General features: G+C 72.4%; 18 protein-coding genes. 2 read left to right on the top strand and 16 right to left on the bottom strand.

The window, feature by feature from the left end; genetic code table 11:
- Positions 1 to 834 precede the first annotated feature (834 nt).
- The 5 genes from NR072_RS05270 to NR072_RS05250 all read right to left on the bottom strand — a co-directional run bounded on the left by NR072_RS05270 (position 835) and on the right by NR072_RS05250 (position 6052).
- Entirely contained in the window at positions 835 to 1236 is a 402-nt protein-coding gene (locus tag NR072_RS05270) for a cytochrome c oxidase subunit 4 (RefSeq protein WP_036315109.1), read from the bottom strand.
- A complete protein-coding gene (gene ctaD / locus NR072_RS05265) occupies positions 1233 to 2942 on the bottom strand; it encodes a cytochrome c oxidase subunit I (RefSeq protein ID WP_256836414.1) in 1710 nt (569 codons plus the stop codon). The genes NR072_RS05270 and ctaD overlap by 4 nt, the downstream gene beginning before the upstream one ends.
- Positions 2942 to 3859, bottom strand: coding sequence for a cytochrome c oxidase subunit II (gene coxB / locus NR072_RS05260; RefSeq protein WP_041103759.1), 918 nt, complete (start codon positions 3857 to 3859; stop codon positions 2942 to 2944). The genes ctaD and coxB overlap by 1 nt, the downstream gene beginning before the upstream one ends.
- A 278-nt stretch (positions 3860 to 4137) precedes the next feature.
- Positions 4138 to 4530 carry an iron-sulfur cluster insertion protein ErpA gene (erpA, locus tag NR072_RS05255; RefSeq protein ID WP_002854644.1) on the bottom strand — a complete coding sequence of 131 codons (393 nt, stop codon included), beginning with the start codon at positions 4528 to 4530 and terminating at the stop codon, positions 4138 to 4140.
- A gap of 118 nt (positions 4531 to 4648) precedes the next feature.
- Entirely contained in the window at positions 4649 to 6052 is a 1404-nt protein-coding gene (locus NR072_RS05250; protein WP_134417001.1) for a dipeptidase, read from the bottom strand.
- A gap of 80 nt (positions 6053 to 6132) precedes the next feature.
- On the opposite strand from NR072_RS05250, the gene NR072_RS05245 reads away from it, so the two are divergent.
- Positions 6133 to 6756: a DUF3043 domain-containing protein gene (locus NR072_RS05245; RefSeq protein WP_134417002.1), complete on the top strand. Its 624-nt coding sequence runs from the start codon at positions 6133 to 6135 to the stop codon at positions 6754 to 6756.
- Between the two features lie 66 nt (positions 6757 to 6822).
- Here NR072_RS05245 and NR072_RS05240 read toward each other — a convergent pair whose 3' ends face one another.
- Positions 6823 to 7950, bottom strand: coding sequence for a quinone-dependent dihydroorotate dehydrogenase (locus NR072_RS05240; RefSeq protein WP_052520058.1), 1128 nt, complete (start codon positions 7948 to 7950; stop codon positions 6823 to 6825).
- A 55-nt stretch (positions 7951 to 8005) separates the two neighbouring features.
- On the opposite strand from NR072_RS05240, the gene NR072_RS05235 reads away from it, so the two are divergent.
- Positions 8006 to 9115 carry an alpha/beta hydrolase gene (locus NR072_RS05235; RefSeq protein WP_256836412.1) on the top strand — a complete coding sequence of 370 codons (1110 nt, stop codon included), beginning with the start codon at positions 8006 to 8008 and terminating at the stop codon, positions 9113 to 9115.
- On the opposite strand, the gene NR072_RS05230 is transcribed toward NR072_RS05235, so the two are convergent.
- The 10 genes from NR072_RS05230 to hrcA form a co-directional block, all read right to left on the bottom strand.
- Positions 9055 to 9918, bottom strand: coding sequence for an isoprenyl transferase (locus NR072_RS05230; RefSeq protein WP_041103748.1), 864 nt, complete (start codon positions 9916 to 9918; stop codon positions 9055 to 9057). The genes NR072_RS05235 and NR072_RS05230 overlap by 61 nt on opposite strands.
- Positions 9915 to 10736 carry a DNA repair protein RecO gene (gene recO, locus NR072_RS05225; protein ID WP_041103746.1) on the bottom strand — a complete coding sequence of 274 codons (822 nt, stop codon included), beginning with the start codon at positions 10734 to 10736 and terminating at the stop codon, positions 9915 to 9917. Before recO ends, NR072_RS05230 begins: the two co-directional genes overlap by 4 nt.
- Positions 10733 to 12466, bottom strand: a complete 1734-nt coding sequence (gene leuA / locus NR072_RS05220; protein WP_041103744.1) for a 2-isopropylmalate synthase — start codon at positions 12464 to 12466, stop codon at positions 10733 to 10735. The genes recO and leuA overlap by 4 nt, the downstream gene beginning before the upstream one ends.
- Before the next feature lie 337 nt (positions 12467 to 12803).
- Positions 12804 to 13769, bottom strand: a complete 966-nt coding sequence (era, locus tag NR072_RS05215; protein WP_041103742.1) for a GTPase Era — start codon at positions 13767 to 13769, stop codon at positions 12804 to 12806.
- Positions 13770 to 13812: 43 nt separating this feature from the next.
- Positions 13813 to 15138, bottom strand: a complete 1326-nt coding sequence (locus NR072_RS05210) for a hemolysin family protein (protein WP_041103740.1) — start codon at positions 15136 to 15138, stop codon at positions 13813 to 13815.
- Positions 15139 to 15149: 11 nt separating this feature from the next.
- Complete coding sequence (gene ybeY, locus NR072_RS05205; RefSeq protein ID WP_041103738.1) at positions 15150 to 15623, bottom strand: rRNA maturation RNase YbeY; 474 nt, start codon at positions 15621 to 15623, stop codon at positions 15150 to 15152.
- Positions 15613 to 16686 (bottom strand): PhoH family protein, encoded by a 1074-nt coding sequence (locus tag NR072_RS05200; protein ID WP_036336560.1) that lies wholly within the window; start codon positions 16684 to 16686, stop codon positions 15613 to 15615. Before NR072_RS05200 ends, ybeY begins: the two co-directional genes overlap by 11 nt.
- A 40-nt stretch (positions 16687 to 16726) precedes the next feature.
- Positions 16727 to 17488 (bottom strand): 16S rRNA (uracil(1498)-N(3))-methyltransferase, encoded by a 762-nt coding sequence (locus NR072_RS05195; protein WP_041103735.1) that lies wholly within the window; start codon positions 17486 to 17488, stop codon positions 16727 to 16729.
- Entirely contained in the window at positions 17485 to 18618 is a 1134-nt protein-coding gene (gene dnaJ / locus NR072_RS05190; RefSeq protein WP_134417003.1) for a molecular chaperone DnaJ, read from the bottom strand. The genes NR072_RS05195 and dnaJ overlap by 4 nt, the downstream gene beginning before the upstream one ends.
- A gap of 75 nt (positions 18619 to 18693) precedes the next feature.
- Positions 18694 to 19707: a heat-inducible transcriptional repressor HrcA gene (gene hrcA, locus NR072_RS05185; RefSeq protein ID WP_134417004.1), complete on the bottom strand. Its 1014-nt coding sequence runs from the start codon at positions 19705 to 19707 to the stop codon at positions 18694 to 18696.
- Positions 19708 to 19785: the final 78 nt, after the last annotated feature.

The raw sequence follows: 19785 nt of genomic DNA, 5'->3' as shown, positions 1-19785 counted from the left end.
CAGCGGGTCATTCCCTGGCCACCTATGGGCAGCTTTTCATGGCCGCTTACAGACGACGGCCCGGATGCAGGCCACGGCGTCACGGTCAACATGGTGGGCACCGGTGCAGAGCCAAGCCGTACTCCGCTGCACCGATGCACCGATGCACCGATGCACCGATGGTGATGATGAGGCCCATCGCCGCAACCACCGGCCAGCCCTTTCTTCCTGACCGAGGAGCTGTCGACAGTGCGTGGCAGGTGCCCGTGCGGACGCGGCCACGGGCTCTCCGGAGGCCGGGCCGGCCCCGCCCCCTCGGACGGTGCAGAGGGGGCGGAGGGGGCCTCGTCCGGCGCCCACCGAAAGTGTCACCCTCACCTCGCCACGTGGACCGTCACAAGCGACGGCCCTGCTGGCCTGCACCCCGTGCGACTCCCCTGCCCGGTCTCTACGTGACGAGGCTCGTTCCGGCCGCTGAGAGCGGCGTAGGAGTCGCGGGCACGGGCATCAACGGGACGCGCGACGGGACGGCCCATTCAAGTGCCGCCGCGGCACGCAGACGTCGTCATGGGCAGCGCGGTGAGGCGCTCCTGGCGCGCCGCTGACTCTGCGCGGCGGTCGATGCCCGGGCCTACGCAGACCACGAGACAGCGGGACGGGCCACCAGGCGAACCCTTCACCCGGGCACCACGCCTGGCCCCCGAGCGGCGAGTAGGCCGGTCGCCGTGACCGGCCCCGCGGCGCAGGAGCTGGCTGCCCGCGACGGCGCCGTGTCGCTCCGCAGCACACGCGGCATGAAAACGCCGCAGGCCGGACCCCAAGGGGTCCGGCCTGCGGCGTTCGACGACGGTCGGGTCAGTGGGCGTACTTGCCCCGAGAGAACTCGTAGACCCACCCGAAGGTGAAGTAGGCGCCCGCGATGACGCCGATGATGAAGATCCACCAGCCGACGGCCAGACCGGTCACGATGATCGCGCAGGCCAGGCCGAGGCCCAGCGGCCACCAGCTCCAGGGAGCGAAGGTGCCGTAGGTGCCGGCGTAGTCGGCGATCTGGCCGTCCGCATCATCGGCGGGCCCGACGCCGTACTTCCGCTCGGTGACGTTCAGGTACCACGCGATCATCCAGGACATCCCGCCCACGGCGTAGATGGCCGGGATGCCTGCCCACTCGGTCCACTCGACCCAGAACCCGTAGAGGGTGGCGGCTGCGATGAAGAACAGGCCGATGATCCAGAAGATGTTGGCTGCGACCTTCACTGGGCGACCTTCTCTCCGAAGGCCTCAGACGTGTTCTGAGGCGAGTGCGGGAAGAGCTCCGGGTGGTGCAGATCCAGCGCCGGACGCTCGGAGCGGATGCGCGGCAGGGAGTGGAAGTTGTGCCGCGGCGGCGGGCACGAAGTGGTCCACTCGAGCGAGGCGCCGAAGCCCCACGGGTCGTCCACGGTGACCTTCTTGCCATAGCGCGAGGTGATGTAGACGTTCCAGAAGAACGGGATCAGCGACGCGCCGAGAACGAAGGAGAACACCGAGGAGAACGCGTTCATCGCCTGGAAGCTGTCCTCCACCATGTAGTCCGCGTAGCGACGGGGCATGCCGATGACACCGAGCCAGTGCTGGATCAGGAACGTGCCGTGGAAGCCCACGAACAGCATCCAGAACTGGATCTTGCCGAGACGCTCGTTCAGCATCTTGCCGGTGAACTTCGGCCACCAGAAGAAGAAGCCGGCGAACATCGCGAACACCACGGTGCCGAAGACGACGTAGTGGAAGTGCGCCACGACGAAGTACGTGTCGGACACCTGGAAGTCCAGGGGCGGCGACGCCAGGATGACGCCGGTCAGGCCACCGAACAGGAAGGTGACCATGAAGCCGAGCGTCCACAGCATCGGGGTCTCGAAGGTGATCGAACCGCGCCACATGGTGCCGATCCAGTTCACGAACTTCACGCCGGTCGGGACCGCGATGAGCATGGTCATCACGGAGAAGAACGGCAGGAGCACGGCGCCGGTCACGTACATGTGGTGCGCCCACACCGTCACGGAGAGCGCGGCGATCGCCGTCGTCGCGAACACGATGGACTTGTAGCCGAAGATCGGCTTGCGGGAGAACACCGGGATGATCTCCGACACGAGGCCGAAGAACGGCAGGGCGATGATGTACACCTCGGGGTGGCCGAAGAACCAGAAGAGGTGCTGCCACAGGATGGCGCCGCCGTTCTCCGGGTTGAAGATGTGGCCGCCGAAGCGACGGTCCAGGCCCAGCGCGAAGAGCGCGGAGGCAAACGGCGGGAACGCCACCATGATCAGGATGCCGGTGATGAGCGTGTTCCAGGTGAAGATCGGCATGCGCCACATCGTCATGCCAGGAGCACGCATCGTCAGGATCGTGGTGATGAAGTTGACGCCGCCCATGATCGTGCCGAAGCCCTGGAGGACCAGACCGAACACCCAGAGGTCACCGCCGACGCCCGGCGAGTACGTGGTGTTGGAGAGCGGGGCGTAGGCGAACCAGCCGAACGAGGCCGCACCCTGCGGGGTGAGGAAGCCGGCGGTCGCGATGAGCGAGCCGAACAGGAAGAACCAGAACGCCAGGGCGTTCAGACGCGGGAAGGACACGTCCGGAGCGCCGATCTGCAGCGGCACCAGCACGTTGGCGAAGCCCACGAAGAGCGGGGTCGCGAACATGAGCAGCATGAGCGTGCCGTGCATGGTGAACAGCTGGTTGTACTGCTCCTTCGTCTGCAGGATCTGCATGCCGGGCTCGAAGAGCTCCGCGCGGATCATGAGGGCCATGACGCCGCCGATGCAGAAGAAGATGAAGGACGTGATCAGGTACATGTACCCGAGCACCTTGTGGTCGGTCGTCGTCAGCCAGCTGACGACGATCTTGCCCAGCGAACGGGGCACCACACGAGGCTGCGCCTGTGAGCGCACCTCATCCGTTGCGTACTCGTAAGTGGTCATCAGTGGCTACCTCCACCGCGGGGGGTCTGGAGATCGCGCTCCATCGTCCCGGCGCCGTCAGGGTTGTTGTTGGGGTTGCGGCTGTACTCTTCGCCCACCTGACCCGGCTCCATCTCCTCGAGGCGGTCCACGAACTCGGCCTCGTCCACGACCTCGACGTTGAAGAGCATCTCGGAGTGGTACTCGCCGCACAGCTCGGCGCACTTGCCGTCGTAGCTGCCCAGCTCCTGGGGGGTCAGGTAGAGGTGGTTGGTCTTGCCGGGGATCATGTCGCGCTTCTGGAGGAACTGCGGGATCCAGAAGGAGTGCGCCACGTCGCGGGACTTCAGCTCGAAGTGCACCGGCACGTCGTTCGGCAGGTACAGGACCGGAAGGGTGTCACGCACGCCCTCGGTGCCGTCCAGCTGGGCCTGGATGCCGGAGTAGTGGGCCTCGATGACCTCGCCGTTCTCCTGCTCGTAGGAGTAGTTGAAGTCCCAGGACCACTGCTTGCCGTACACGGTGACGGTCAGCGGCGAGTCGTCCACGGGGCGGTCGACCTCGGTCTGGACGCGGTCGGTGAAGCCCCAGAGGGTGAAGACCATCAGAATCGGGATGGCCGTGAACATGGTCTCGAGCGGCACGTTGTAGGCCGTCTGCTTCGGGAAGCCCTGGTCGTTCTTGCGGCGGCGGTAGGCCACCATGCACCAGATCATGGCGCCCCAGGCGAGCAGGCCCACGACCAGGGCCGCGATCCAGGAGTTCACCCACAGGTCGGTGAGCTGGGCGTTGTGGTTGGTGGTGTCCCGGGTGCCGGGGTACCAGCCGCGCTGGACCTCTGCCGAACAGCCGGTCAGCACCAGGAGCGCCGTGGTGCCCACGGCACCGGCGGTCCAGCGGCGGCGAGTCCGACGTCCGGCGTCATTCTGTGCTCTCACAGACGGCCTTCCTCTTCATCTCGTGTGCGAGGGGCGTCCCCGCTCCCCCGGCGATTCGGCGACTTCTCGCAGCGTCCTCGCAGGGAGCACGGGTATGCCCTGATGATTCAGAGCCAGTCTAAGCCGAAACGCGCGGATTCTCCGCACCGTGACACGTGCCGATCGTGTCTGGGAGTCGGGTCCGAGCCTCCTGGGTGCGACGCCCGGGCACGACGACGGCGGGCCGGCCGAGGCCGACCCGCCGGTTCGCGGTCCGAGGCGCTCCGGGCGCCCGCAGATCAGTGGAAGGAGTCGCCGCAGGCGCACGAGCCGCCCGCGTTGGGGTTGTCGATCGTGAAGCCCTGCTTCGAGATGGTGTCCTCGAAGTCGATGGTCGCGCCCATGAGATAGGGCACGCTCATCTTGTCGACGATCACCTCGACCCCGTCGTAGTCACGGACGGTGTCGCCGTCGAGGACGCGCTCGTCGAAGTAGAGCTGGTAGATCAGGCCCGAGCAGCCGCCCGGCTGCACGGCGACGCGCAGCCGCAGGTCCGTGCGGCCCTCCTGCTCGAGCAGCGAGCGCACCTTGCCGGCCGCCACGTCGGTCAGCTCGACCTCGTGCGGGGGCAGGCCCTCGGCGTCCTGGGTCGCGCCGATCTCGACGCCGGTCTCCTCTGCGGACAGAGCCATCGTGACCTCCTCAGATCATGGGGCGCGGACGGGGCCGTCACGCGCGTGTGGTCTCCCGGACAACACTAGCCGCCCACGGAGTATTCCCGGCCCGCCGCACCGACGGGCCGGGCGGCACTCACGCGGACAGCCGCGCGAGCCAGAGCGCCTCGGCCACGACGGCCCGCTGGAAGTCGTCGATGTGCAGCGACTCGTTGGCCGAGTGCGCCCGCGTGTCCGGGTCCTCCACGCCCGTGATGAGGAGGGTGGCCTCCGGGAAGACCTCGGCGAGGTCCGCGGTGAACGGGATGGAGCCGCCCATGCCGATCGCCCGGGGCTCGACGCCCCAGGCGTCCTCCAGGGCGGCCATCATCGCGGCCGCGGCGGGGGCCGAGGTGTCCGTCGTGAACGGCTGACCGAACTCCCCCGCGGTGACCGTGATCTCCGCGCCGAGCACCGCCGCGGACTGCGCCTCCAGGTGGGTGCGCAGCGCCTCGAAGGCCTCCGCGGGCTCCATGCCGGGGCCCAGGCGCAGCGAGAACTTCGCGCGCGCCGCGGGCTGGATCGTGTTCGAGGACTCCGCGACCGAGGGCGCGTCGATCCCGATGATGCTCAGCGCGGGAGCGTTCCACAGCCGGTCCGCGACCGGGCCGCGGCCGGCCAGGGTCACCCCGTCCAGCACGCCCGCGTCCGCACGGAAGACGTCCTCGGGGTAGTCCAGGCCCGCGGTCTGCCGCGGCTCGAGGCCGGGCACGGCGACCGCGCCGTCCGCGTCGTGGAGCGTGGCGATCAGCCGCGAGAGCAGGACGACGGCGTCCAGGACCGGCCCGCCGAACATGCCGGAGTGCACGGCGTGGTCGAGCACCCGGACGGTCACCGTGCCGTCCACCAGCCCGCGCAGGGAGGTGGTCAGCGCGGGCTCCCCCACGGCCCAGTTGGACGAGTCCGCGACCACGATCGCGTCGGCGTCGAGGCGCGCCCGGTGCTTCTCCAGGAAGGTGCGGAAGGTGGGCGAGCCGGCCTCCTCTTCGCCCTCGATGAAGACGCGGACGCCGACGCCGGCGTCGGGCAGGACGTCCCGCAGAGCGGCGAGGGCGGCGAGGTGGACCATGATGCCGGCCTTGTCGTCGGCGGCGCCGCGGCCGTACAGCCGCCCGCCGCGCTCGGTGGCCACGAGCGGCGGGGTGTCCCAGAGGTCCTCGTCCCCGATCGGCTGCACATCATGGTGGGCATACAACAAGACGGTGGGCTTGTCGGAGGCGCCGGGCTTCTCGCCGATCACCGCCGGCCCGCCAGGCCGGTCGTCGTCGCGGGTCTCGGTCACGATCTCCACATCCTGCAGGCCCGCCTCGCGCAGCAGGCCCGCGACGGCCTCCGCGGACCGCTCGAGCTGGGCGCGGTCCGCGGAGTCCCAGGCGATGCCCGGGATCGCCACGAGGTCGGTGAGGGTCTGGAGGGTCGTCGGGAAACGGGCCTCGACGGCCTCACGGACGGCGGAGACGAGGGCCGCGTCCTGCGGCGCACGGGAGGTGATGTCAGTCATGACGGCCAGCGTAGACGGCGACCGAGCCGAGGGCCGCGCCTCCGGGCGGGCCGGACGCGCCCCACCACTAGACTGGAGGGGTGTTCAAGCGAGACAAGACCCCCGAGACCGCGCCCGCCCCCTCGACTCACGGCTCCTCGGCCGCTCCCGCCGAGGGCGCCGCCGTGGCCGAGGCCGGGCCGCGCGACCGCTCGCAGGGCAAGAAGGGCCCGACTCCGCGGCGCCGCGACCAGGAGGCCGCGCGCCGTCGCACCCTGGTCCCCGAGGATCGCAAGGCGGCCCGCAAGGCCGAGCGTCAGGCGATGGCCCAGGAGCGGATGCGCCAGCGCGCCGCGCTGGAGACCGGGGACGAGCGCGGCCTCCCGGCGCGCGACAAGGGACCGCAGAAGCGCTGGGTCCGTGACTACGTGGACGCGCGCTCCGGCATCGGCGAGTGGCTCATGCCCGTCGTCTTCGCCTACGTCCTGCTCATGTTCATCCCCGGCCGCGAGGCGCAGCTGATCCTGATGATCAGCCTGTACGTCCTCGTGGCCCTCGTGCTCATCGAGAGCTTCCTGGTCAGCCGGCACATCAAGAAGGGCCTGACGGAGCGCTTCGGCACGCCGGAGCCCGGGACCGGCTTCTACGGCATCATGCGGGCCCTGCAGTTCCGCCGCCTGCGTCTGCCCAAGCCCCAGGTCAAGCGGGGCGAGTACCCCGCCTGACACGACACCGCGCCACGGCCCGGACCCCGGTGGGTCCGGGCCGTCGCGGCCCCGGCGAGCAGACCGTCAGCCCCGCAGGGACCGGGCCAGCCCGGCGGTGATCCGGCCGGCCCAGAACGGCCCCTCGTAGAGGAACGCGGTGTAGCCCTGGACGAGGTCCGCGCCCGCGTCGAGCCGGGCCTGGACGTCGTCGGCGTCCGTCACCCCGCCCACGCTGACGACGGCGGTGCCCGTCGGCAGCGCCGTCCGCAGGACCTCCAGCACCCGCATCGACCGCTCCTGGAGCGGGGCCCCGGACAGGCCGCCCGCGCCCAGGGCGTCCACGTCGGCACGCGGGGTGCGCAGACCCTCGCGGGAGACGGTCGTGTTGGTCGCGATGACGCCGTCGAGCCCGAGGCGCTCGGCGAGCGCCCCGACGGCGCGCACGTCGTCGTCCGCCAGGTCCGGGGCGATCTTCACGGTCAGTGGCACCCGCCGGCCCGGGACCGCACGGTCGGCCTCCTCGCGCACCGCCGTGAGGATCGGCTCCAGCGCGTCGATCTCCTGCAGCTGGCGCAGCCCCGGCGTGTTCGGGGAGGACACGTTGACCGTCAGGTAGTCGGCGTGGGGCGCGAGCAGGCGGGTCGAGGCCCGGTAGTCGTCCGCCGCGTCCTCGAGCGGGACCACCTTGGTCTTGCCGATGTTCACGCCCAGGACCGGCCGGGTCGGACCGAAGCGGCGCTCCAGGGTCTGCCGGGTCCGCGCCAGGCGGGGGGCGACGGCCGCCGCGCCGTCGTTGTTGAAGCCCATGCGGTTGACCAGCGCCCGGTCGTCCACGAGACGGAACAGTCGGGGCTGCGGGTTGCCGGGCTGCGGCTGCGCCGTGATCGTGCCGACCTCGATGTGGCCGAACCCGAGGTCGGCCAGGGCGGCGGTCCCCCGGCCGTCCTTGTCGAACCCCGCGGCCAGGCCGAAGGGCGTCGGGAACCGCAGGCCCATGACCGTGCGCGCGAGCAGCGGGTCCGGGCGGAAGGCGGCGCGCAGGGCGGCGGACGCCCCGGTGCGCTCGACCAGCCGGATCGCGTCGAAGCCCCGATGGTGCGCCTGCTCCGCGTCCATGCCGCCGAACACGGCACGGAAGAAGGGCGGGTACAGGCGAGGCGCGCGGGAGGTCAGGAGGCCGTCGACGGCGGACTTGGGATCAGGCAGCTGCATGCCCCCATCCTCGCACGGGCCTCCCGCCCGCCCAGGGTCCTCCTAGAGTGGTCGGATGGCCCGTGACCCGATCCAGCCGCCGCCCCCGGACCCCTCCGCCCCGCACGGCGCCCCCGCCGGCGGACCGACGGAGGAGGACACCCGCCCGTTCCTCGACGACCCGCCGGGCCTGGGCTGGGTCCCGGACGGACTGCCGGGCTTCGATCGATGCACCCTCGGCCTCGACACCGATGAACAAGGACAGAACCTTGTCACAGTGGTGCGTCCGCGCACCGACGCCCCCCGTGACCCGGCCCGCCGGCCCATCCTCTCGGTGCACGGCTGGAGCGACTACTTCTACAACGCCCCGCTCGCCCACGCGTTCGAGGCCGCCGGCTACGCCTTCCACGCCGTCGACCTCCGCCACTACGGCCGCTCGCTGCGCGCGGGACAGACGCCCGGCTGGACGGACGACCTGACCCGCTACGACGCGGACCTCGAGGCCGCGTTCGAGACCATCGCCCAGGATCACCCGCTGCCGCCCATCCTCATGGGGCACTCCACCGGCGGGCTGATCGCCGCGCTGTGGGCGGACCGGAATCCCGGCCGCCTCGCCGCGCTCGTGCTCAACAGCCCGTGGCTGGAGATGCAGGGCAGCGCGGGGGTGCGCCTGCTGGCGAAGTCCATCGTGGGGCCCGTCTCCGCCATGAAGCCCTACGCCGTGCTCACGCTGCCGCGCATCGACCACTACTGGCGCACCCTCTCGGACCAGGCCGAGGGCGAATGGGACCTGCACCCGCTCTGGCGTCCTCCGCACGCGTTCGAGGTGCCGGCCGCCTGGCTGAGCGCGGTCCTCTCGGGGCACCGGGCCGTGGCCGGGCGGCTCGACGTCTCCGTGCCGATCCTCGTGCTCGTCTCCGCGCGCGGGCATCGGGGCACGTCCTACGCCGAGGCGATGCTGACCTCGGACATCGTCCTGGACCCCGACGCCATGGCCCGACGCTCCCTGCGGCTCGGCAACCGGGTGACCGTCCACCGGCTCCCCGACGCGCTGCACGACGTGTTCGCCTCCCCCGCGTCGGTGCGCGAGGCGGCCGGTGCCGCGACGCTCACGTGGCTGGGCGCCTACGCGCCGCCGTCGGCGTCCGAGGCCGAGTCCGGCGCGCCGGACGACGGTGCCGGCTGAGGGGTGTCCACGGCGCCGCCGTAGCGGCGGTCCCGTCGGGCGTAGGTCTCGACGGCGGCCCACAGGGTCCGCCGGTCGACGTCCGGCCACAGCACGTCCAGGAACAGCAGCTCCGCGTAGGCGGACTGCCACAGCAGATAGTTGGACAGGCGCTGCTCCCCCGAGGTCCGCAGGAACAGGTCCACGTCCGGGACGACGTCGACGTCCTGACCCGTGCGGAAACCGCGGTCGAGGTAGCGGGTGATGACGTCCTCGGTGATCTCCCCCGGCCGCATCCGGCCGGCCCGGACCTCCTCGGCGATGGCCTGGACGCCGTCCAGGATCTCGGCGCGGCTGCCGTAGTTCACGCACATGTGCAGGGTGGTCCCGGTGTTGTGGCGCGTGAGCTCCTCGGCCTCCTGCAGCTCCCGGATCACGGGGGTCCAGAGTCGCGGGGCCCGCCCGTTCCACCGGATCCGCACGTTCCACGAGTGCAGGGTGTCCCGCTGCCGGCGCAGCACGTCCCGGGAGAAGCCCATGAGGAAGCGCACCTCCTCCGCCGAGCGCCGCCAGTTCTCCGTGGAGAACGCATACGCGGACACGTGGCCGATCCCCAGCTCCACCGCCCCGGCGACGACGTCCAGCAGCGCCGCCTCGCCGGCCCGATGGCCCTCGGTGCGGGGCAGGCCGCGCTGGTTGGCCCACCGTCCGTTGCCGTCCATCACGATCGCCACATGCCGGGGCACGAAACGCGGGTCGATCCGCGGGGCGACCGCACCCGAGGGGTGCGGCGGCGGGGACTGCGGGGCTCGGTCGGCGCTCATGGTCTCCTCTCGACGCGCGGGGCGGGGAGGCCGAGGTCCTGGTCCAGGACGGACAGGGACACCAGGCGCCGCTCGGCGTGGAACTGCAGGTACGCGGCCACGATACCGGCCGCCTCGCGGCGGGCGGGGGCCCCGGAGGCGTCCGCGGTGGCCCAGTCCCCCGCCGCGAGGGCCGAGAGCAGGTCGAAGGTCTCCGGGGCTGGGTGCGCGGCACCGGGTGGCCTGCATTCGAGACAGACGGCCCCGCCGAGGCCCACGTGCAGCGCCGTGTGCGGGCCGGGGGCGCCGCAGCGGGCGCACCGGTCGAAGGTGGGGGCCCAGCCGGCCTGGGCGAGCGCGCGCAGCAGGAACGAGTGCAGGATCAGGCGTGGGTCGTGCGCACCGCGGGCCAGCGCGGCCAGCGCGCCGTGGAAGAGGCGGTACTGGGCGCGCCGACCGTCGTCGTCCACCGCGGGGACCCGCTCGACGGCCTCGGCGAGGGCGCCGGCGACGGTGTAGGCGTCGTAGTCGGCGGCCAGCATCGTCGCGTACGGGTGCAGCAGCTGCGCCTGGCTCACGGTGTGCAGCTCGCCCCGGCCGCGCGCGAGCTGGAGCGTGGAGTGCATGAACGGCTCCACCACCGAGCCCAGCCGGGAGGACGTCTTGCGCACCCCCTTGGCCACGGCCCGGACCAGGCCGTGCTCGGGGGTGAGCGCCTCGACGATGCGATCGGCCTCCCCCAGACGGTGGGTGCGCAGCACGATGGCCTCGGTGCGGAACGAGTTCGCCGCGTAGCCGCCGTGCCGCGCACCCCGCCAAGAGGAGCCGGAGCCGCTCACGCGCGCAGGGCGCGGTTCACCGCGGACACCACGGCCTTCAGCGAGGCGGTGGTGGTGTTGTGGTCCAGGCCAACGCCCCAGAGGACACGGTCGCCCACGGCCGCCTCCACGTAGGCGGCGGCCATGGCCGCGCCGCCCTCGGACAGTGCGTGCTCGGAGTAGTCGAGCACGCGGACGTCCACGCCCTCCTCGCCGAGGATGCGCAGGAACGCGTCGATCGGGCCGTTGCCCTGCGCCGCGCGGGTCTGCGTGACGCCGTCGACCTCGAGCTCGGCCTCCATCCGGAACGCGCCGTCCTCGCCGGAGGCCGAGGAGACCGAGCGGAGCCGGTAGTGGCCCCACTGCGCCTCCGCCGCGTCGGCGGGCAGGTACTCGTCCTGGAACACGCGCCACAGGTCGGCGCCGGAGACCTCGCCGCCCTGGGCGTCGGCCAGATCCTGGATGACGTGGGAGAACTCGATCTGCGCGCGGCGCGGCAGGTCCAGGTTGTGCTCGGACTTGAGCAGGTAGGCGACGCCGCCCTTGCCGGACTGCGAGTTCACGCGGATGACGGCCTCGTAGGAGCGGCCGATGTCCTTCGGGTCGATGGGCAGGTACGGCACGGCCCACGGGATGCCGTCCACGTCGGTGCCGGCCGCCTTGGCGTCGACCTCCATGGCCTCGAAGCCCTTCTTGATGGCGTCCTGGTGGGAGCCGGAGAAGGCCGTGAAGACGAGGTCGCCGCCCCAGGGCGAGCGCTCGGGCACGGCCAGCTGGTTGCAGTACTCGACCGTGCGCTTGACGTGGTCCATGTCGGAGAAGTCGATCATGGGGTCGACGCCCTGCGAGTACAGGTTCATGCCCAGCGTCACCAGGTCGACGTTGCCGGTGCGCTCGCCGTTGCCGAACAGGCATCCCTCGATGCGGTCCGCCCCGGCCAGGTAGCCCAGCTCGGCGGCGGCCACGCCCGTGCCGCGGTCGTTGTGCGGGTGCAGGGAGAGGATGAGCGAGTCGCGGTGCTCCAGGTTGCGGTGCATCCACTCGATCGAGTCGGCGTACACGTTCGGGGTGGACATCTCCACCGTCGCCGGCAGGTTCAGGATCATCTTGCGGTCGGTGGAGGCCTCCAGGACCGTGGCCACCTCGTCCGAGATGCGCCGGGCGAACTCGAGCTCGGTGCCCGTGTAGGACTCGGGCGAGTACTCGTAGGTGATCTGCGTGCCCTTGAGCTGCTCCTCGAACTTCTTCACCAGGCGCGCGCCGGAGGTCGCGATGTCCACGATCCCGTCCTCGTCCTGCCGGAACACCACGCGGCGCTGCAGCACCGACGTCGAGTTGTACAGGTGCACGATGGCCCGGTCGGCGCCCTCGAGCGCCTCGAAGGTGCGCTCGATCAGGTGCTCACGGGACTGGGTGAGGACCTGGATGGTGACGTCGTCCGGGATGTGGTCGCCCTCGATGAGCTGGCGGACGAAGTCGTAGTCGGTCTGCGAGGCGGAGGGGAAGCCGACCTCGATCTCCTTGAAGCCCATGCCGACGAGCAGCTGGAACATGCGCAGCTTGCGCTCGGGGCCCATGGGGTCGATCAGGGCCTGGTTGCCGTCGCGCAGGTCCACGGCGCACCACAGCGGCGCCTTCTCGATGACCTTGTCCGGCCAGGTGCGGTCCGGCAGGGCGACCTCGATCTGGTCCTGGAACGGGACGTACTTGTGGAACTTCATCCCCGACGACTTCTGCAGGTGGGCGCTCATGCGTGTTCTCCCTCGACGTGCGCGCGGCGGGCGCGCGAAAGGTGGGTGGTCGGTGGCCGGACCGGGAGGTCAGGGGCTCCGCACGGGGTGTCCGGTCCGGTGGGAGGCGTCCTGCCTCCGCATGCGCTCAGGCGGCGTGGATCACGGCCTGGCACGGGGACCCCGTGCGGCCGGGAAGTAGCAGGCGGGCCGTGGCCGGCGCTGTCGTCGCGAGGCGGAGGGACATGCCCCCGACCCTAGCACCGAGGTGGGCCGGGCCACAGGAGGCCGTCCCCGTGTGACGCACGACGACGGCGGCCCGCTCCGGCGCGTGCGCGCCCGGGCCGGGGCCTCGGGCTCAGAAGCCGAGTCGGCCGAGCTGTTTGGGGTCGCGCTGCCACTCCTTGGCGACCTTGACCCGCAGGTCCAGGTGCACCTTGGTGCCGAGCATGCGCTCGATGCCCGCCCGCGCCTGCGCGCCGATCTCACGCAGCCGGGAGCCGCCCTTGCCGATGATGATGCCCTTCTGGCTGTCCCGTTCGACGAAGACGTTCGCCCACACGTCCATGAGGGGCCGATCCGCGGGGCGGTCCTCGCGCAGGGACATCTCCTCGACCATCACGGCCACCGAGTGCGGCAGCTCGTCGCGCACGCCCTCCAGGGCCGCCTCCCGGATGAGCTCGGCGACCATGACCGCCTCCGGCTCGTCCGTGAGCTCGCCGTCGGGGTACAGGGGCGGCCCGGCCGGCAGCAGGCCCGCGAAGACGCCCAGGACGTCGTCGACCTGGCGGCCGGCCACCGCCGAGACCGGCACGACGGCCGCGAAGCCCTCCCCGCCGTTCTCCGGCCCGAGGACCTCGTCGCCCAGCGCGGTCACGGCCACGAGCTGCGCCATGAGCTGCTCCGGGCCCACCTTGTCCGTCTTCGTCACCACGGCGACCACCGGGGTGCGGTGCAGGTAGGAGAGCTGCTGGGCGATGAACCGGTCGCCGGGACCGATCGCCTCGTCGGCCGGCAGGCACATGCCCACGGCGTCGACCTCGTTGAGCGTCTCCGCCACGAGGTCGTTGAGGCGCTCGCCGAGCAGGGTGCGGGGCCGGTGCAGGCCCGGGGTGTCCACGAGCACGAGCTGGAAGTCCTCGCGGTGGACGATCCCGCGGATGGTGTGGCGCGTGGTCTGCGGCTTGGAGGAGGTGATCGCCACCTTCTCCCCCACCAGCGCGTTGGTGAGCGTGGACTTGCCGGCGTTCGGCCGGCCCACGAGCGAGACGAAGCCGGAACGGAAGCCGTCCGCGGCGCGGGCCGGATCGACGAGATCGGTCATGGGGTCATCCTTGTCAGGCGGGGCGTGGGGTGGGGCGGCCGGCTCAGGCCACGGGGTCGGCGGGCGTGGCGCCGTGGGCCTGCTCCTCGCGCCGGCGCAGCCGCACCGGGCGGTCGGGGGTCTCGGAGACGCGCAGGCGCGCGACCCGGTTGCGGCGGGGCTCGAGGGTGTCCGCGACGAGCTCGATCCCCTGGACCACGACGCGCGAGCCCTGGATCGGGACGCGGCCGAGCTCCTTGGCCAGGAGGCCGCCGACCGTGTCGACGTCGTCGTCCTCGTCCTCCTCCGGCAGCTCGAACTCCTCCCGGAAGTCGTGGATGCCCATGCGCGCGTCGACGGAGTAGACGCCGGGCGCGACGAACTCCACCTCGGGGCGGTCCGGGTGGTCGTCCTCGTCGTAGATCTCGCCGACGATCTCCTCGATGAGGTCCTCGAGCGTCACGAGCCCCGCCGTGCCGCCGTACTCGTCCACCACCACGGCCACGTGGGTGGACTCGCGCTGCAGCTCCTGCAGGAGGGTGGCCACGGACTTCGACTCGGGGACGAAGCGGACGTCGCGCATGACCTCGGTGACGGGGGTGTCGGTCGCAGCGCCGTCGTGGTGCAGGGCGCGGGTGACGTCCTTGAGGTGCAGCATGCCCCGGATGTCGTCGGCGTCCTCGCCGATCACCGGGATGCGGGAGTTGCCGGAGCGCAGGAACAGGGCCATGGCCTGGCCGAGCGTGTGGTCGGCGTCGATCGTGACGACGTCGGTGCGCGGCACCATGACGGAGCGGACGATGGTGTCGTTCATGGAGAACACCGACTGGATCAGCTCCGCCTCGGAGTCGGCGAGCACGTCCGCGTCGTGGGCGCGGGCGACGAACTCGCGCAGGTGGCGCTCCTGGAAGTCGTCCTCGTCCTCCGGCTCGACCTCGCGACGGCGCCGGTCCCGGTCCAGGCGGGCGGCGAGCGGGCCCAGGGCCCGGCGGAGCACCCACACGAGCCCGCCGAGGCGGCGGGCGACGGCGGCCTCGTTGCGGGAGCCGATCGGCCGCGGGCTCCAGACGCCCAGCAGGGCGGCCACGCCCACGAGCACGACCGCGGCGATCGCCACGGTGAGCCACGTGTCGTCCACCACCGCGTCGGCGGCCGCGGTCAGGCAGACGGCCGACAGGGCCTCGGCGACGAAGCGCCAGACCCGCAGGGCCCCGAGGTGGCTCTCCCGCTCGCGGGCGATCTCCAGGACCTTGGAGCCGGGCTGCTCGCGGACGATGTCCTCCGCGTCCCGCCGGGAGAGGTAGGAGAACGCGGACTCGGCCAGGGACAGCGTCCAGGTCAGGCCGAGGAAGACCAGGAACAGGGCGAAGAGGACGGCGGGCGTCAGCATGGGCGGTGCCGTCAATCCTCGACGGTGGGGGCCGGGGCGGGCCGCCCCAGGACCTCGGAGACGAGCCGATCCTGGAGCGTGAACATCTCCTCGCGCTCGGCGTCCTCGAGATGGTCGTACCCGAGCAGGTGGAGCATGCCGTGGGTGAGCAGCAGGAGCAGCTCGTCGTCACGGGAGTGCCCGCCGCGCGCCGCCTGCTCGGCGGCGACCTCGGGGCAGAGCACGACGTCGCCGAGCACGCCCTCGGCCGGCGCCTCGGGCGAGCCGGGGGTCAGCTCGTCCATGGGCAGGCTCATCACGTCGGTGGGCCCGGGCAGGTCCATCCACTCCTCGTGCAGCTCGGCCATGCGTGCGGCGTCCACGACGGTCACGGCCGTCTCGGCGCGCTCGTGGACGTGCAGGCGCGCGTACACGTGCCGGGCCATGCGCAGCAGCGCGTCCTCGGGGACCTCGATCCCCGACTCGTTCAGGATCTCAACGGCCACGGCGGGCCCCTCCTCGCTTCTGGGACCGCTCCGCGGGGCCGCGGGCGGCGTCGTAGGCGTCCACGATGGCGCTCACCAGCGAGTGCCGGACCACGTCCGAGGAGTCGAAGCGGACCATCTCCAGTCCCTCGATCCCCTCGAGCACCTCGACGGCCTGGGCCAGGCCGGACTGGGTGCCGCGCGGCAGGTCCACCTGCGAGGTGTCGCCCGTGACGACCATGCGCGCACCGAAGCCGAGGCGGGTCAGGAACATCTTCATCTGCTCGCCGGTGGTGTTCTGGGCCTCGTCGAGGATCACGAACGCGTCGTTCAGGGTGCGGCCGCGCATGTACGCCAGCGGGGCGACCTCGATGGTCCCGGCCTCCATCAGCCGCGGGATCGACTCGGGCTCGATCATGTCGTGCAGCGCGTCGTACAGGGGGCGCAGGTACGGGTCGATCTTCTCGGAGAGCCCGCCGGGCAGGAAGCCGAGCCGTTCGCCGGCCTCGACGGCCGGGCGGGTGAGGATGATCCGGTTGACCTCCTTGGCCTGCAGCGCCTGCACCGCCTTGGCCATCGCCAGGTAGGTCTTGCCGGTGCCGGCCGGGCCGATGCCGAAGACGACGGTGGAGCGGTCGATCGCCTCCACGTAGTCCTGCTGGTGCAGGGTCTTCGCGCGGATGCGGCGGCCCCGGCCCGAGAGGATCGAGTCCAGGTGCAGCTGACCCGCGCCGCGCCCGGTGGCGGCGTCGCGGACGTGGTGGACGACCTGGCCCATCACCTCGGGGGTGACGGCCTGGTCGCGGCGGGCGATCGAGCGCAGGTCCTCGACGACGCGCCGCACCGTGGCCACCTCGGCCACCGGCCCGGCCAGGTCCAGCCGCTGGTCGCGGACCGTGACGTCCACGGTGGGGAACACGCCGCCGAGGATCCGCAGCAGGGCGTCCTGCGGTCCGAGCGTGCGGACCATGAGGTCGGCGGACTCGAACGCGACCCCCTCGTGCGCGGTGGCGGGCGGGGTCGGGGTCGTGGGGGGCACGGTCACGATGGGGCGGATCACCTCGGGGTCGCGGGGGCGGGACATCCCGACCAGTCTAGGCGTCGGCGCGCCGTCCTGCCGGGGCTCACCAGCGGCCGAGCCGGTGCTGGAGCACGGCGAGGGCGGCGGGGCCGGCCGTGGAGGCGCGCAGCACGTGCGGGCCGAGCCGCACCGGCACGGCCCCCGCGGCCACGCAGGCCTCGAGCTCGGCCGGGCCGATCCCGCCCTCGGGGCCCACGACGACGGCGATCTCGACGGCCGCGGAGAGTCGCTCCGCCGGCACCGCGGACACCCCGTGCTCCGCGTCCTCGTGCAGTACGAGGACGAGCCGGCCGCCGTCGTCGTCCCAGGCCAGCCCGGCGACCGCCGTCCCGGAGACGTGGTCCCGGACCGCGGGCACCCGGGCGCGACGCGCCTGCTTGGCGGCCGCGCGGGCCGTGTCCGCCCACTTCTGGCGGGCCTTGGCGGCCTTGGGGCCCTTCCAGCGGACGATCGAGCGCTCCGCCTCCCAGGGCACCACGGCGTCCACGCCGAGCTCGACGGCGGCCTGGACCGCCATGAGGTCCCGGTCGCCCTTGGCGAGGGCCTGGACGAGCACGAGCGCCGGGGTGGGCGCCGGCTCCTCCGCCACCGCGTCCAGCCGCACGGACACCGCGTCCGGGGCGGCCGCGAGCACGGTGCCGTGGCCGAGCGTGCCCGACCCGTCGGCCAGGAGCACGGCCTCCCCGGGGGCCAGGCGCATGGCCGCGGCGGCGTGCCGGGCCTCGGCGCCGTCGAAGACGACCTCCGCGCCCGCGCTCGCGCCGGCCAGGGCGCCCGGCTCGAGGTGGAACAGGGGGGCGGTCACAGGTTCCTCAGGTTCTCCCGCAGCCGGGCGAACATGCCCTTGGCCTGGGGTGCGCCGTGCACGACCTCCTCGCCGCGCACCTCGGCCAGGCGCTCCAGGAGCTGGCGCTGCTCGTCGTCCAGGTCGGTGGGCGTGGTGACCACCACGTCCACCTTGAGGTCGCCACGGCCCTGCCCGCGCAGGCGACCGACGCCCAGGCCGTGGAGGACCTCGACGTGGCCGGACTGCACGCCCGGGTCCAGGCTGAGGGACTGCTTGCCGTCCAGGGTGTCCAGCGTGACGGTGGTGCCCAGGGCCGCGGCGGCCATGGGGACGGTCACGGTGGTGGCCAGGTGGTCGCCCTCGCGGCGGAAGGTCTCGTCCGGGCGGACCGCGATCTCCACGTAGAGGTCGCCGTTCGGGCCGCCGCCCGGGCCGGCCTCGCCGCGGCCGGCGAGGTGGATGCGGGTGCCGTCGTCCACGCCCGCGGGGATGCGCAGGGTCAGCGGCGTCCGGGTGCGGACGCGGCCCTGCCCGTCGCACTCGTGGCAGGGCGTCGGGATGACGGTGCCGAACCCCTGGCAGGCGGGGCAGGCCTCGGTGGCCATGACGGTGCCCAGCAGCGACCGCACGGGGCGCTGGATCATGCCGTGGCCGTGGCAGGTCTGGCAGGTCTCCGGCTGGGTGCCGGGCTCGCAGCACGAGCCCTCGCACCGCTCGCAGCGCACGGCCGTGTCCAGCTCGATCGTCTGCTCGCCGCCGAAGACGGCGTCGCGCAGGTCGATCCGCGCGGTCACCAGGGCGTCCTGGCCGCGGCGGGCGCGGCTGGCGGGGCCGCCGCGGCCGCCCTGGCCGGCGGCGTTCATGAAGGTCTCGAAGATGTCGGCGAAGCCCCCGAAGCCGCCCGCCCCGCCGAAGCCGCCCGGGAAGCCGGCCTGGCCGTTCTCGTTGCCCGTCGTGTCGTAGGCCCGACGCCGGCCCTCGTCCGAGAGCACCTCGTAGGCGTGGGAGATGCGCTTGAACTGCTCGGCCGCCTCCGGGTCGGGGTTGACGTCCGGGTGGTGGGTGCGCGCGAGCTTGCGGTAGGCGCGGCGGATCTCCTCGGTGCTGGCGTCACGGCTGACGCCGAGCGTCTCGTAGTGGTCGGTCACGGTGGGGATTCCTCTCGGGGAGAGCGGGACGTGGGGCGATGCGGGACGGGGCCCGCCAGGACGCGCGGAGGCGCGTCAGGTGGTCAGGATGCGGGAGAGATAGCGGGCGATCGCCCGGACGGCGGCCATGGTGCCCGGGTAGTCCATCCGGGTCGGACCGATGACGCCGACCTTCGCCACGGCGCCGGGGCCGTAGGCGGCTGCGACCACCGAGGTGTCCGCGAGCGATCCGGCGTTCTCGGAGCCGATCCGCACGGACACCCCGTGGGCGTCCTGCTCCATCTCCGTGAGCAGGCGCAGCAGCACCACCTGCTCCTCGAGCGCCTCCAGGATCGGCCCGATGGACGCGCCGAAGTCCCCCGGGGAGCGGGCCAGGTTGGCGGTGCCGGCCAGCACAATGCGGTCCTCCCGGCCGGCCTCGAGGAGGTCCTGGACGGCCGCGGCCACGAGGGCGGCGGACTGCCGGTGCTCCGGGCGGACCCGGGTGACGACGTCGTCCACCACGGTGGCCGCCTGCACCGGACCGAGCCCCAGCAGGGCGTCCAGCAGGAGGCCGCGGAGCACGGACAGCTCCGCCTCGTCGACCGGACGGTCCAGCACGGCGTGCCGCTGGTCCACCCGCCCCGTGGACAGGATGAGGACCACGAGCACGCGCGTGGGCGCGAGGGAGACCAGTTCGAGGTGGCGGATCGTGGAGCCGTCCTCGTGGGGGAACTGCGCGACGGCGACCTGCTGGGTCAGCTGGGCCAGGAGGCGCACCGTGGACTCCATCATGTGCTCGGTGTCCGTCTCCGGGTCCAGCAGGGTCCGCACGGCCCGGCGCTCGGCCGGGGACAGCGGCTTCACCTCGGAGAGGCGGTCGACGAACACGCGGTAGCCCTTGTCCGTGGGGACGCGCCCGGCGGAGGTGTGCGGGGCCACGATGAGGCCCTCCTCCTCGAGCGCAGCCATGTCGTTGCGCACGGTCGCGGAGGACACGCCCAGGGCGTGCCGTTCCACGAGCGCCTTGGAGCCCACGGGCTCGCGCAGCGCCACGTAGTCCTCCACGATCGCCTGGAGCACCTGCAGGCGGCGGGGCTGCTCCGACATCTCGGTCCTCCTCTGGTCCGTCGGGATCCGGGGCGACCCCGGAGGTGCCCCTGGCTGGCACTCCGGCGGGTCAAGTGC

This window comes from Micrococcus sp. Mcc89 (assembly GCF_024519795.1).
GTDB classification, from domain to species: domain Bacteria; phylum Actinomycetota; class Actinomycetes; order Actinomycetales; family Micrococcaceae; genus Micrococcus; species Micrococcus luteus.
Note: the sequence above shows the minus strand (reverse complement) of the source record. Positions and strands in the feature narration are given on the sequence as shown.

Bases quoted from the DNA above. Each gene is read 5' to 3' on its own strand.
- ctaD (WP_256836414.1), bottom strand. From the start codon at position 2,942: ATGACCACTTACGAGTACGCAACGGATGAGGTGCGCTCACAGGCGCAG.
- erpA (WP_002854644.1), bottom strand. From the start codon at position 4,530: ATGGCTCTGTCCGCAGAGGAGACCGGCGTCGAGATCGGCGCGACCCAG.
- NR072_RS05250 (WP_134417001.1), bottom strand. From the start codon at position 6,052: ATGACTGACATCACCTCCCGTGCGCCGCAGGACGCGGCCCTCGTCTCC.
- NR072_RS05240 (WP_052520058.1), bottom strand. From the start codon at position 7,950: ATGCAGCTGCCTGATCCCAAGTCCGCCGTCGACGGCCTCCTGACCTCC.
- NR072_RS05235 (WP_256836412.1), top strand. From the start codon at position 8,006: ATGGCCCGTGACCCGATCCAGCCGCCGCCCCCGGACCCCTCCGCCCCG.
- NR072_RS05230 (WP_041103748.1), bottom strand. From the start codon at position 9,918: ATGAGCGCCGACCGAGCCCCGCAGTCCCCGCCGCCGCACCCCTCGGGT.
- leuA (WP_041103744.1), bottom strand. From the start codon at position 12,466: ATGAGCGCCCACCTGCAGAAGTCGTCGGGGATGAAGTTCCACAAGTAC.
- era (WP_041103742.1), bottom strand. From the start codon at position 13,769: ATGACCGATCTCGTCGATCCGGCCCGCGCCGCGGACGGCTTCCGTTCC.
- NR072_RS05210 (WP_041103740.1), bottom strand. From the start codon at position 15,138: ATGCTGACGCCCGCCGTCCTCTTCGCCCTGTTCCTGGTCTTCCTCGGC.
- NR072_RS05200 (WP_036336560.1), bottom strand. From the start codon at position 16,686: ATGTCCCGCCCCCGCGACCCCGAGGTGATCCGCCCCATCGTGACCGTG.
- hrcA (WP_134417004.1), bottom strand. From the start codon at position 19,707: ATGTCGGAGCAGCCCCGCCGCCTGCAGGTGCTCCAGGCGATCGTGGAG.